This window comes from Mucilaginibacter sp. A3364 (assembly GCF_059690715.1).
On the sequence record NZ_JCAWED010000002.1, the window covers coordinates 1,007,362 to 1,020,056 of the forward strand.

The window sequence follows — 12,695 nt, forward strand, 5'->3', positions numbered from 1 at the left end:
TATTATTATGCCAAGCGGTAAAAAACGTAAAAGACATAAAATGGCCACTCACAAACGTAAAAAACGTTTAAGAAAAAACAGGCACAAGAAAAAATAAGGGGCTAACCCCTTATTTTTTTTATTTGCTTTGTAGCGAGTAAATAAGGCATTATTGTTTTTTACCCTTTAAATAGTAAGCGGTAAAAATTTGCCGTTTCAAGAAATGGAGTAGCAGTTGATAAAAGAATTAATTATCGATTCATCCCCTAACGGGGCTACCATTGCATTATTACAGGATAAACAACTCGTAGAGCTTCATAAAGAGCAGATCAGCAACAATTATACTGTTGGTGATATTTATTTAGGCCGCATTAAAAAAATTATGCCCGGGCTAAATGCTGCTTTTGTAGATGTTGGCTACGAGAAAGATGCGTTTTTGCATTATCTTGATCTTGGTCCGCAGGTGCAAACGCTCCTGAAACTGACCAAGCAAGTGCGTGGTGGAAGTTACCAGTCAAAGCTATTAGATGGTTTAAAGCTTGAGGAAGATATCAGTAAGGGAGGAAAGATCTCTGAGATATTATCCAAAAATCAGCTCATCCCTGTGCAAATAGCCAAGGAGCCTATATCAACAAAAGGTCCCCGCTTAAGTTCAGATCTATCTATAGCCGGCAGGTATGTGGTACTGGTGCCGTTTTCCGAGGTTATCTCTATATCAAAAAAGATAAAGAGTAACACGGAGCGTACCCGTTTGCGCAAAATTGTTGAGAGCATTAAGCCTAAAAACTTTGGTGTAATTATCCGTACCGTGTCTGAAGGCAAGGGTGTGGAAGAGATGCAGAAAGACCTGTTAGACCTGATATCAAAGTGGGAAGCATTTACTACCCGCCTGCCATCGGTTGAGCCGGCTAAAAAAGTATTAGGCGAAATTGGCCGCACGTCAACTATCCTGCGGGATATATTGAATCCGGATTTTCAGCATATTTATGTAAACGACGCGGGCCTTTACGAAGAGGTGCGCCAATACGTACAAAACATATCTCCCGACCTGGAGAACATCGTTAAGTTACACAAACACAAGGATACCATATTTGAGCACTACGGTGTTGAAAAACAAATAAAAGGAGCCTTTGGTAAAACCGTGAACTTGGCCGGTGGCGCTTACCTGGTTGTTGAACATACCGAAGCCCTGCACGTTATTGACGTAAACAGTGGCAACCGTACAGCCAACAAAGAGAACCAGGAAGAAAACGCTTTCCAGGTAAACAAAGAGGCAGCTAAAGAAATTGCGCGCCAGTTACGCCTGCGCGATATGGGCGGCATTGTGGTGATCGATTTTATTGATATGCACAAGCCAAACAATCGTAAAGATCTGTTTGATTTTCTGCGTGCCGAAATGGCGCACGACAGGGCTAAGCACACCATATTACCGCCAAGTAAATTTGGCCTGGTGCAAATTACCCGTCAGCGCGTACGCCCGGAGATGAACATTGTAACTACCGAGGTTTGCCCTGCATGTAATGGTACAGGTACTATACGCCCAACAGTATTGTTGATAGACGATATAGAGAACAACTTTAACTATATACTGGGCGAGCAAAACGAGAAAGGTATAACCCTTTGTGTGCACCCGTATATTGAAGCTTACATTAAAAAAGGCTTAGTTAACCGTCAAATGAAATGGTTCTTTAAATATAACCAATGGATAAAGGTTAAAAGCAACCCGGCTTACCAGTTAACCGAGTTTCACTTTTTTAATGCGAAAGAAGAAGAGATCAAATTGTAATAGCGCCCCAAGCGGATGAAGCAAAAAGAGCAGATGTTGGTTAACGTCTGCTCTTTTTGTTTTTGGGCAATTAGATATGCATCTATCTTAATATATTTATGTGGCATTACATTTCAAAATGAATTGGGATCAGCTTAAAAAGCACGTTTATTTTATAGATGGTTCGTTGCGCGACATAGTTGTAAAAGGAACCACTAAGGAAGATTGGATCAAATGGTCGGACTTGGTAAATCGGAATTATGATACAACTTTTCATGTTCACGAAACCGACACAACGAAAAAGCAAATTGATATTAAGAAGGTTTTTCGATCCTGGGAAGATACAGACGCGTGGGTTTTATCAGCAACTGTTTTATTAGACGACATTAGTATTAAAATTTACTTCTTTACCGATGAAGAAATTGAAAATGATATAGATCCCAAAGAAATCAGCTCAATTGCCAAGCATAAAAGTCTGATTGAGTATATGTCCAATATTGCTCGTGTACTTAATAAGCCAGTGATACTAACTCCGGAAAATACGCCTGATGTCGAACTGATTTGTATTAATAAGGGCTCTATTAGCTTTATGATAAAAGACTAATCTAGTTAACGTCTGCTCTTTTTGTTTTTGTGCGATTTTTGGGTGGGATAGATGCCGGTGCTTTTTACAATGGGCGATATCAGCGATATTTCTCTTGCTTTACCTGGCGGGATGTTTTCCTGATAGGCGTTGGGTATCCATTCTAAATTTATTTTGTCAGGTTTCATATCGATTGTTCTTTTACTTAGGCCTCGTGGCTGGATAGCCATTCCGATTACGGAATGCCTTACGCTCAGCGGTAAAATCCCACCATTGCTTTTTGCTTTGCGGATTGTTAGCGTAATGAACAACTAACCTGAATTGATCTTCCACACAAGGATCAACCCGGGAACCCAGTTTTAGTTCATAAGTATCTAACAGATCGGGCCCGCTCTTATCTTTCAATTGAGCCAGGCTGTAATAGTTTAAAAATATCAGGTCTCTTGCAAACTGTAGGCCTATTGATGGAAGACTTTGAAACTCAAACAAGGCACTTAATGTTTTTTCGCGTTGGGGTAATGGTTGAAGAACTTCGATGATCTCGTCAATAGCCAAACCATCCAAGGCTTTTTGAGTTACTTTTTTCTGTTTCAAAACAAGCTTTTCAGCTTCTGTCAGTTCCAAATTTACCTTCATTGTATAAGCGCATCTTTATTGCTAATAAAATTAGTAATAAACTTTGCAATAAACCAATTAATCTGCACATTTGCACATCTGCATATCTGCACATCAAACAAATGGCAAAAACCAAATTCGCATATTTCTGTCAAAGCTGCGGCTTCGAGTCGGCTAAGTGGCTGGGTAAATGCCCATCGTGCCAACAATGGAATACTTTTGTTGAAGAAGTTATTGAGAAAGATAACAAAGCCATCCCGGCCTGGAAGACGGCGACCAGTACCACCAGTCAGCAACGTGCTAATAAGCCTGTAGAGGTAAATCAAATTACATTTACCGAAGAAGACAGGCTGATAACGCCTGATAAGGAATTTAACCGCGTATTGGGAGGCGGTGTGGTAGCGGGTTCGTTAACGCTGATAGGCGGCGAGCCGGGTATCGGTAAGTCAACCCTGATGTTACAGTTGGCCCTGAATATGCCGGGACTTAGAGTGCTATATATTTCTGGCGAGGAAAGTGAGAAGCAGATCAAAATGCGGGCGGAAAGGCTATCCGAAATAAATCATTTAAATAAATCCGAAATCCGAAATCCGAAATCCGAAATCACCCCCGGCTGTTTTATCCTTACCGAGACATCAACCCAAAACATATTTAAACAAATAGAAGAACTGGAGCCTGATCTGGTAGTGGTGGATTCGATACAGACTTTGCATTCCTCGCATATAGAATCAACGCCGGGCAGCGTATCGCAGGTGCGGGAGTGTACGGCTGAGTTATTGCGCTTCGCGAAGGAAAGCTCCACACCGGTTTTCCTGATAGGCCATATTACCAAAGACGGCATGATAGCCGGCCCCAAAATACTGGAGCACATGGTTGATACCGTACTACAGTTTGAGGGCGACAGGCACCATGTTTACCGGATATTGCGGACGGTTAAAAACAGGTTTGGCTCATCATCAGAATTAGGCATTTACGAAATGTTGGGCGAAGGATTGCGCGAAGTATCCAATCCGTCAGAAATATTATTATCCCAACGCGACGAGGCTTTAAGCGGCATCACCATATCAGCCACTTTAGAGGGCATGAGACCGATGCTGATAGAAACCCAGGCCTTGGTAAGCCCGTCGCCCTACGGAACGCCCCAGCGTAACGCAAATGGCTTTGACGCCAAACGAATGAGCATGCTGCTTGCCGTGTTGGAGAAACGTTGCGGGTTTAAACTAGGCGCGCAGGATGTTTTCCTGAACATTACCGGAGGTATTAAGGTAGAAGACCCGGCTATTGACCTTGGACTTGCAGCGGCCATCATCTCATCCTATCAAAATATCCCCATACCGTCAAAAACCTGCTTCGCCGGAGAGTTGGGCCTGTCGGGCGAGATACGCGCTGTTAACCGCGTTGAACAACGCATCGCCGAAGCACAAAAGTTGGGTTTTGAGCAGATCTATATTTCCAAATACAATATGCCATCTGCTGCGCAGGATAAAAAACGTATGGACCTATCGCGGTATACCATTGATATAAAAATGGTGGCCAATATTGAAGAGGTATTTACCTTACTTTTCGGCTAAACACAAAAGGCCATCTTTTTTGAGATGGCCTTTTGTTTATTTTTTTGATTCTTTACGGAACGTTAACTATCGCGATTTTACGAATGGCATTATTGCCAAAATCGCTTACATATAAATTGCCTGCATTATCAAAAGCCAGGCCTTGCGGCGAGCTAAAGCGAGCATCGGCACCAACGGCATTAACAAAACCGGTAGCGCCATATTTTCCGGTAAGGGTGGTTAATATGTTGCCATTTGCCAGTTTTAAAATACGGCCATTTTGGTCGGCAATAAAAAGAGAACCGGCTGCATCAATAGCTAAGCCCACCGGCGATCCGATTATTTTTGGATATAGTGTACCACCACCAACAGTAGTTACCACGCCGGCAGATGTTACTGTTCTGATAGCCATGTTTTTATAATCGGCTACGTACAGCGTACCTGCAGCATCAATTGCCAAAGCAACCGGTTGATTGAAAGTGGCGGCAGTGCCGGTGCCGTCGGCAAAGCCGGGTGTAGTTAAACCAGCCAATGTGCTCACTGTACCGGTTGAAGTTATTTTACGAATGATGTGGTTATTTCTGTCGGCCACGTATACTGTACCAGATGTGGCATCAACGACCACGCTTTGCGGATTGTTAAATTTAACTATCGATCCTGTGCCATCAGCGTATCCGGCTGTGCCGTTGCCTGCAAATGTACTTACCACGCCTGCTGCAGTAATTTTACGGATAACGTTATTACCGGCGTCGGCTACATAAGTGTTTCCGGCGGCGTCGGTAGTAGTCCCCCTTAAACCATAAAACTGAGCAGTAGCTAAATTACCCTCGATGTAACCCAACGTAGGGTTGGTTAAAGTGCCCGATGTGCCGCCAAGTGTAAGCGTGCGTATCAAATTGTTGTATGAGTCAGATACATAAAGGCTGTTTTTGCTGGCATTGTAACTAATATTCAAAGGGCCATTAAATAAGATGGCAGATCCGGCACCGTCGGCGTTACCATATTGGCCGGTACTGCTGCCCGCCAAAGTTGTAACCGTGGCGGTGGTAGATGCAGTGGCGCTTGCGGTTTTAAATGTGATAACACCACCATAACCTGCGCCGGCTTCATTAACTACATAAGCACGTATATAATAAGTGGTATTTGGCGTTAAGCCTGTTAACTTGCTCGTATAAGTAACACCCAGGGTATCGGTAGTTTTTGAGTCGGCTACGGTTGGGGTTTGGTTTGAAGAGCTCCAGCAAACGCCATTGGCACTAATGCCTGATGAGGTTGAATAATATGGATTAATTCCGCCGCTTATTGCTGTTGTTGCAGTAACTTCAGACACAATTTTTATAGTCGCTGCAACAGCTGTAGCGCCTTGACCAGAGTTATCATCTTTTTTGCAAGCCGTTATAAAAACGGAAGCGGTTAATAATACTATAAAAATGCTTTGTAGCGATTTTTTCATGCTTTTATAAATAATTAATTTTCACACAGGCAATAGTTAAATTACTAAATGCCAACCTGTCCAACGCGGGCAAAGATAGCGTTTATTGTGATTTACATAAACTGCTGCCCAATGCCCCTGCTAATATTTTTTAAATATATTAATTGATAGCTAATTATAGCGGCGCGCGATGGTTTCAGGAGGTTTTTTAACAAAAATTAACACCGAGGTACGCTGCATCAAATTTATTTTGTGGTAACAGTATTTAAAAATGCAGCTACAGCGAAGGTTGATAACTGCCCGCCCGGACCGGTAAAATCATAGTCGAACCCATGCGTGGCCCAGGGCAGCTTTAGCCAATAATGTTTAATGCCGTTTTGTTTAAGTTTTTCGGCCAGCCGCCGACTATGGTCATAGGCCACCAACACATCCTGCCTGCCATGAATGATCAGGGTAGGTACAGATTGTTTGCTCACAAACTCGACCGGAGAACTTTTTTTATACTTTTGCGGAACGTCAGCATACTTGCCACCCAGGTAAGCCTCCATCACCGCGCGCGAATCCATTACCCAGGGGTTGGCCGGCAATGAATACCCCCATACCATATCTGCCGGGCCATAAAAATCTATAACACCCACAATACCTTTGTTTGGCAGTGTGTATGCAGCCAGCAAGGCTATCTGCGCCCCTGCCGATCGCCCCAGCAGTACAAATCGGGTGGTGTCAATTTTATACTCTTCGTTATGAAGCTTAAGATAATTCAACGCGGCATCAACATCTTGCACAGGTGCTGGGTTATGATATCGGGGCGCCATTCGATAATTGATAGAGGCCACATTATAGCCAGCCCGCGCCAGGTAACTATTTAATTCGGGCAATTGCTGGCTATCGCCCAGGCTCCATGAGCCACCGTGAACTACTATCACGCAGGGCCTTTTACCCGGCAATTGTAATTGGTAAAAATCCAGGCTTAAACTTTGATCAGGGTAATTGACATAGTCGACTGTTTTGTAAGGAAGATCTGCCGTGGTGGTAAACATATGCCAGAAACTGAACGGACTTTGCGCAGGGAAATTACGGGTGCCAAATGCTGCCGCCATCTCTTCCTTTATTTGACCTGCCACGAAATAAGCCCGCACTGTTGGCGAAAAAAACAATACCAGTGCGGCAATACCCACTACGGTACCAGCCTGGCTATATTTCTTTATCCAATAGCCACTGCCCATAATTACCAATGTAATCCCACCAAATATTAACGGAAACTCGCTAACCCCGATGGCTAATAACCACAGGTAATAGGCCGGCGCATCAACTACGGTGAGCAGTGATGCAAGAAATAACAATATGAGGAGGATCAGCCGTACCATATCAATCGTCGATCAATTCCACCTCGGCAACAGGGCTGAACAGGTAAACGCGTTTGGTGGCCAGTTCGGTACATTTGTAACGCTTGCGCAGCTTTTCATCTTTGCGGAAAATGCGGCCGTCCTTCAGCTTGAATACCGCCAACATCGGCAATTTCTCTACTGTAAAAACATCCGCCTTGGGCGCGTCATATTTGCGCAGCGAGCGGTATAACGATAGGTCAGAACAACTGGAGGCTGCGGGGTTATTGAGGTAATTGGTGATGGCCTGCTTTACATCGGCCGGGAAAATTTCCTTTTCGAAAAAGGGCTGCATCATTTTTTTGAAATTGCTTTTCCACTCGGTACCGTGCGGTTTGGCTTTATGCTTATGCTCGTTCCAGGTGTGCAGGTGGGCAAATTCGTGCACGGTGGTTACCAGGAAGGCGTACGGGTTTAAATCATAATTTACAGATATGCGGTGACCCTTGCCCTGGTACGGCGCGCGGTAATCGCCGAACTTACTGTTACGGTTACGCGAAATTTTAAACTCGCACTTAAAATAATCTATCCAGCGGCCTATCAGCGGGGCTGCCTCGGGTGGAAGATACTGCGCTAATACTTTTACTTTATCCAATGCTTACCTCGCTGTAAATATACCGGTTTTCGCGCAAAAATTTTACAAACCGGGCGCGGTAAAAAAGGGCGAAGTGTAGCGCCGTATGCGTAGCACGCTACACTGCTACACCTGGTGTAGCACGTTACAGTGTTCGTTGTCAGGTGTTTGGGTTTTTTGGTGGCGCTGTTTTGTCAGTATCGCATTGCAAATGCTACACCAGATTAAGCGCTCGTTGCAAACGAGTGTAAGACCAGTTTTTTGGTGACAGAGTTTTGGTTTGCAGTGTATTGCAAACGAACGCTTATCTATTTATATTAGAGAGTGAGTTTTACATAACGGCTAGTTACGCAAGTCTTAAGTAATTTTACGAGTAATTGCGACAAAATGAAAAAATACAACAAATCTATTTTAACGATTTTCTTAGTATTAGCATATATTTTTTGGGTGTATGACAATTATTTGTTAGCAAATAAATCCGAGTTTGGTCCAATTGTAAGCCTTACCTCAACTTTTGTGTCTAGTCTAGCCCTTATATGGCTGATTTATGGTTATCAACAACAGTCAGAAGAGCTGAAGCTACAGAGGGTCGAGTTACAGCATCAAGTTGAGAATACGGCGAAGCTAGTGTCACAATCGGAACTACAGTCTCGTATTAATTTAGAACTTATTGAAATAGAAAAAGCTAAAATTAAAGAAGAGTACATCCATAATATAAGGCCAATGTTAGTTTTTGGTATTACTAGAATTAACGAATCCGGAAAAAATATGTGGTCAGTTAAAAATGTAGGAAACTCTTCAGCTATCAATGTAATTATCTCATGTTCTAATAAAGTAAGAACCTTTCTTGACGAGGATAGTTCAATTTTTCCGTCAGTAAACACAAATGATATTTTAGAATTATTCTGGACTAAAAAGCATGGAGTTCTTTTAGCGATATATTCAGATATTGAAGGGAACCAGTACACAACAACCTGTCACCATAATGAAAATAATATTGAAAAGGGTAATCTTTATCCCGATCTAAAACCTAAAGATGCCGCATGGCAAAAGAAAGATACGTCAAGACTACAAGAACAACCTCGTCGAATTTACAAACCCGATTTAAAATATCTTATACGACCAACTCGCCAGGAGGTGATTTATCGCTTAGGCAGATTTAAAGCCTGAGGAGAGTCAATAACCCAAAAAAGGGCCAACTCACGCCGGCCCCTTAATAAGATTATATCCATCTGCACATCTGCATATCCTCACATCTGCACATCAAAAATTCACGTTCCAAACTCAGGTGTGGTAACCTCTGTTTCTTCAAACTCATAGTCCGTTAGCGGAGGGCATGAACAGATCAAAGTTCTGTCACCATAAGTATCGTTCACCCTACCAACAGATGGCCAGAACTTATGAGCCAGTACATACGGCAGCGGGAAAGCTGCGGTGTTGCGGCTATAGGTATGGTTCCAGTCGTCGGCGGTGATAACGCTCATAGTGTGCGGTGCGTTTTTCAGCGGGTTGTCTGCTTTGTCTGACGCGCCTTTTTCAATGTCGCTTATTTCGCGGCGGATGGCGATCATGGCATCGCAGAAACGATCCAGCTCATGTTTAGGCTCTGATTCTGTAGGCTCAACCATTACTGTACCCGCAACAGGGAACGACACTGTTGGCGCGTGGAAACCATAGTCCATTAAACGTTTGGCAATATCAACCACCTCGATGCCTGCTGCTTTAAACGAACGGCAATCCAGGATCATTTCGTGCGCGCAACGGCCTTGTGAGCCTGAGTACAATACCGGGTAATGACCTTCTAAGCGTGCTTTAATATAGTTAGCGTTCAATATCGCATATTTGGTAGCGTTGGTTAAACCATCCGGACCCATCATAGCGATGTACGCATGCGAGATCAACAGGATTGATGCCGAACCCCATGGCGCTGCAGATACAGCAGGGATAGCTTTACCGTTGTCAATATCAACCACCGCGTGGCCCGGCAGGTAAGGTACCAGGTGTTTGGCTACGCCGATTGGGCCCATGCCCGGGCCGCCGCCACCGTGTGGGATACAGAAGGTTTTGTGCAGGTTAAGGTGGCAAACATCAGCACCAATAGTAGCCGGACTGGTTAAGCCCACCTGCGCGTTCATGTTGGCGCCGTCCATATAAACCTGGCCGCCATTGTCATGAATGACCTGGCATATCTCGATGATCGATTCTTCGAACACACCGTGGGTTGACGGGTAAGTAACCATCAAACATGAAAGATCATCTTTGTGCTGTTCGGCTTTGGCTTTCATATCGGCCACGTCAATGTTGCCGTTCTCGTCGCATTTCACTACGACTATCTTCATGCCTGCCATAGCTGCCGAAGCCGGGTTAGTACCATGTGCCGAAGCCGGGATCAATACCACGTTACGGTGATCATCGCCACGATCTAAATGATACGCGCGGATAACCATTAAACCGGCGTACTCGCCTTGCGCGCCCGAGTTTGGTTGCAAGCTCATGGCGGCAAAGCCGGTAATTTCGCTTAGCCATTTGTTCAGTTCATCAAACACCTGCATGTAGCCACCGGTTTGGTCGGCCGGCGCGAAGGGGTGCATGCGGCTAAACTCGGCCCAGGTAACAGGCACCATTTCGGTAGTGGCGTTCAGCTTCATGGTACATGATCCTAAAGCGATCATCGAGTGGCATAAAGAAAGGTCTTTTGCTTCCAGCAATTTGATGTAACGCAGCATCTCATGCTCTGAGTGGTGCAGGTTAAATACCGGGTGCGTTAAGTATGGCGCGGTACGTTGTAAGCCTGCCGGGATAATGGTTTCTACATCGCCGGTCAGGTCAACATCGTTCAGGGTTTTGCCTTTTACTTTGGCAAATACACGAACGATGGTTTTAATATCCTCAGGCAAAGTAGTCTCATCAACAGAGATAGTAACTACCGAACCATTATAGTTAAAGTTAAGCTCGTTATTCAGCGCTTCAGAATGTACGCCACTAACCAATTCGCCCAGGTCAAGCTGGATGGTATCGAAAAACTCGTTGTTAAGTTGTTTGTAGCCTAAAGAAGTTAAAGCGTTGCTTAACTGGATAGCCTGGCCGTGGATACGCTCCGCGATCAGTTTCAAACCTTGCGGGCCATGGTACACAGCATACATACCGGCCATAATAGCCAGTAAAGCCTGCGCGGTACAAATGTTTGAGGTTGCTTTATCGCGGCGGATGTGCTGCTCGCGGGTTTGCAGCGCCATACGCAGGGCGTAATTGCCCGCGCTGTCAATAGTAACACCGATGATACGGCCCGGGATAGAGCGTTTGTATTCCTCCTTCGTGGCAAAAAATGCGGCATGCGGACCGCCGAAGCCCATCGGTACACCAAAACGTTGGGTTGAACCAACCACAATATCGGCACCCCACTGGCCCGGAGGCGTTAACAGTACCAAACTCATAATATCGGCAACAACGGTTAGTTTAATGCCTTTTTCGTGAGCGCGGTTAGCAAAATCGGTATAATCATAAACCTTTCCGTTACCTGCCGGATACTGTACAATAGCACCAAAAATATCTTCGGTAAGTTCGGCAGTTTCATGGTCGCCCACCTGCAGGGTGATGCCGTAAGGTTGCGCGCGGGTTTTTAAAATATCTATGGTTTGGGCAAAAACATCTTTAGATACAAAGAAGGTTTTGGCAGCATCGTTTTTACGCAGGGTATATTGCAAAAACATAGCCTCGGCAGCAGCGGTACCTTCGTCAAGTAACGACGCGTTGGCTATTTCCATACCGGTCAAGTCAACCACCATGGTCTGGAAGTTTAACAGGGCCTGTAAACGGCCCTGAGCAATCTCGGCCTGGTACGGGGTGTATTGGGTGTACCATCCGGGATTTTCGAGGATGTTACGTTGAATAACGCCCGGTACGATCACATCATAATAACCCTGACCGATATAGCTTTTAAAAACTTTGTTTTTTGAAGCCGTTTGTTTCAGGTCCTTCAGGTACTGAAACTCGCTTTTGGCGGCAGGTAAATTTAAAGCAGCTTTAAGCCTGATAGCCGGTGGCACGGTTTGCTCTATCAGCTCATCCAGCGTTGCGGCGCCGGTAGCTTTTAACATTTGCGCGGTATCGCCCTGGTTAGGCGCGATGTGGCGTGCTTCAAATTTCTCTTCGTACGATGTGTTTAATTTCATGCTCAGCTAATTATCCGCCGCAAATTTACATATTAAAGATTTTTTATGCGATAAGATTAGTTGCATTGGTAAATTTTTCTGTCAAATACATTATTTTTATAAAAAAAATCTGTGAAAAGTAATTTTTGGGCTGATAATTAGAAAATTGTTTTTAATGTATACTATAGATGAAATTGACCGCAGTATTTTGCGCGAGTTGCAAAAGAATGCCAAGATAACCACCAAGGAGCTGGCGCAGCAGTTAAACCTCACCATATCGCCTGTTTATGAGCGTATTAAACGGCTGGAGAGCGCCGGTTTTATAAAGGATTATGTGGCCATTCTGGACAAAAATCTTATTGGTAAACCCTTCACCAGCTACTGCCAGGTATCCATGCGTTATCACGAGGAATATATCGACAAATTTGAAGAAGAAATTTTAAAGCTTGACGAGGTACAGGAATGTTACCACATAGCGGGGCAGATAGATTTTTTACTTAAAGTAAATGTGGGGAGCATTGATGAGTATCATGAGTTTATACGTTCAAAACTGACCAAGATAACCAATATTGGTACCGTAAACAGCGCCTTTGTTTTAAAGGAGATCAAGAAAACTTATGCTTATAATATCTAGCAGCAGAGGTATTTATAAAAATATATG

Annotated in this window: 11 protein-coding genes; 5 read left to right on the top strand and 6 right to left on the bottom strand. The window is 44.2% G+C overall.

The genetic code is table 11. The features are described from left to right. Positions 1-214: 214 nt before the first annotated feature. Together AC59JT_RS16830 and AC59JT_RS16835 are read left to right on the top strand one after the other, a co-directional pair. A complete protein-coding gene (locus AC59JT_RS16830) occupies positions 215-1,765 on the top strand; it encodes an Rne/Rng family ribonuclease (protein ID WP_497401088.1) in 1,551 nt (516 codons plus the stop codon). A 118-nt stretch (positions 1,766-1,883) separates the two neighbouring features. After that, the gene (locus AC59JT_RS16835; protein WP_497401090.1) at positions 1,884-2,348 is read left to right on the top strand and encodes a hypothetical protein; all 465 of its coding nucleotides are present in this window, start codon (positions 1,884-1,886) and stop codon (positions 2,346-2,348) included. 5 nt (positions 2,349-2,353) lie between these two features. Here the strand turns inward: AC59JT_RS16835 and AC59JT_RS16840 are convergent, their stop codons facing one another. Both AC59JT_RS16840 and AC59JT_RS16845 read right to left on the bottom strand, forming a co-directional pair. Continuing rightward, positions 2,354-2,515: a hypothetical protein gene (locus AC59JT_RS16840; RefSeq protein ID WP_497401092.1), complete on the bottom strand. Its 162-nt coding sequence runs from the start codon at positions 2,513-2,515 to the stop codon at positions 2,354-2,356. Positions 2,516-2,528: 13 nt separating this feature from the next. Beyond that, positions 2,529-2,963 carry a helix-hairpin-helix domain-containing protein gene (locus AC59JT_RS16845; RefSeq protein ID WP_497401094.1) on the bottom strand — a complete coding sequence of 145 codons (435 nt, stop codon included), beginning with the start codon at positions 2,961-2,963 and terminating at the stop codon, positions 2,529-2,531. A 101-nt stretch (positions 2,964-3,064) separates the two neighbouring features. Here AC59JT_RS16845 and radA point away from each other — a divergent pair, with 101 nt between their 5' ends. Next, the gene (radA, locus tag AC59JT_RS16850; RefSeq protein ID WP_497401096.1) at positions 3,065-4,513 is read left to right on the top strand and encodes a DNA repair protein RadA; all 1,449 of its coding nucleotides are present in this window, start codon (positions 3,065-3,067) and stop codon (positions 4,511-4,513) included. Positions 4,514-4,565: 52 nt separating this feature from the next. Here radA and AC59JT_RS16855 read toward each other — a convergent pair whose 3' ends face one another. The 3 genes from AC59JT_RS16855 to AC59JT_RS16865 form a co-directional block, all read right to left on the bottom strand. Beyond that, positions 4,566-5,945 carry a hypothetical protein gene (locus tag AC59JT_RS16855; protein ID WP_497401098.1) on the bottom strand — a complete coding sequence of 460 codons (1,380 nt, stop codon included), beginning with the start codon at positions 5,943-5,945 and terminating at the stop codon, positions 4,566-4,568. A gap of 224 nt (positions 5,946-6,169) precedes the next feature. Beyond that, positions 6,170-7,291: an alpha/beta hydrolase fold domain-containing protein gene (locus AC59JT_RS16860; protein ID WP_497401100.1), complete on the bottom strand. Its 1,122-nt coding sequence runs from the start codon at positions 7,289-7,291 to the stop codon at positions 6,170-6,172. A 1-nt stretch (position 7,292) separates the two neighbouring features. Continuing rightward, positions 7,293-7,904, bottom strand: coding sequence for a SprT-like domain-containing protein (locus tag AC59JT_RS16865; RefSeq protein WP_497401102.1), 612 nt, complete (start codon positions 7,902-7,904; stop codon positions 7,293-7,295). 366 nt (positions 7,905-8,270) lie between these two features. Between AC59JT_RS16865 and AC59JT_RS16870 the strand changes: the two genes are divergently transcribed. Continuing rightward, on the top strand, positions 8,271-9,053 hold the full coding sequence (locus tag AC59JT_RS16870; RefSeq protein WP_497401104.1) for a hypothetical protein: 783 nt from the start codon (positions 8,271-8,273) through the stop codon (positions 9,051-9,053). A 101-nt stretch (positions 9,054-9,154) separates the two neighbouring features. On the opposite strand, the gene gcvP is transcribed toward AC59JT_RS16870, so the two are convergent. Next, entirely contained in the window at positions 9,155-12,055 is a 2,901-nt protein-coding gene (gene gcvP, locus AC59JT_RS16875) for an aminomethyl-transferring glycine dehydrogenase (RefSeq protein ID WP_497401106.1), read from the bottom strand. Between the two features lie 154 nt (positions 12,056-12,209). Between gcvP and AC59JT_RS16880 the strand changes: the two genes are divergently transcribed. Then, positions 12,210-12,668 (top strand): Lrp/AsnC family transcriptional regulator, encoded by a 459-nt coding sequence (locus AC59JT_RS16880; protein WP_497401108.1) that lies wholly within the window; start codon positions 12,210-12,212, stop codon positions 12,666-12,668. The last annotated feature ends 27 nt before the right edge of the window (positions 12,669-12,695 follow it).

Coding starts and splice junctions, on each gene's coding strand:
- radA (WP_497401096.1), top strand. CDS start 3,065: ATGGCAAAAACCAAATTCGCATATTTCTGTCAAAGCTGCGGCTTCGAG.
- AC59JT_RS16855 (WP_497401098.1), bottom strand. CDS start 5,945: ATGAAAAAATCGCTACAAAGCATTTTTATAGTATTATTAACCGCTTCC.
- AC59JT_RS16835 (WP_497401090.1), top strand. CDS start 1,884: ATGAATTGGGATCAGCTTAAAAAGCACGTTTATTTTATAGATGGTTCG.
- AC59JT_RS16870 (WP_497401104.1), top strand. CDS start 8,271: ATGAAAAAATACAACAAATCTATTTTAACGATTTTCTTAGTATTAGCA.
- gcvP (WP_497401106.1), bottom strand. CDS start 12,055: ATGAAATTAAACACATCGTACGAAGAGAAATTTGAAGCACGCCACATC.
- AC59JT_RS16845 (WP_497401094.1), bottom strand. CDS start 2,963: ATGAAGGTAAATTTGGAACTGACAGAAGCTGAAAAGCTTGTTTTGAAA.
- AC59JT_RS16840 (WP_497401092.1), bottom strand. CDS start 2,515: ATGAAACCTGACAAAATAAATTTAGAATGGATACCCAACGCCTATCAG.
- AC59JT_RS16860 (WP_497401100.1), bottom strand. CDS start 7,291: ATGGTACGGCTGATCCTCCTCATATTGTTATTTCTTGCATCACTGCTC.
- AC59JT_RS16880 (WP_497401108.1), top strand. CDS start 12,210: ATGTATACTATAGATGAAATTGACCGCAGTATTTTGCGCGAGTTGCAA.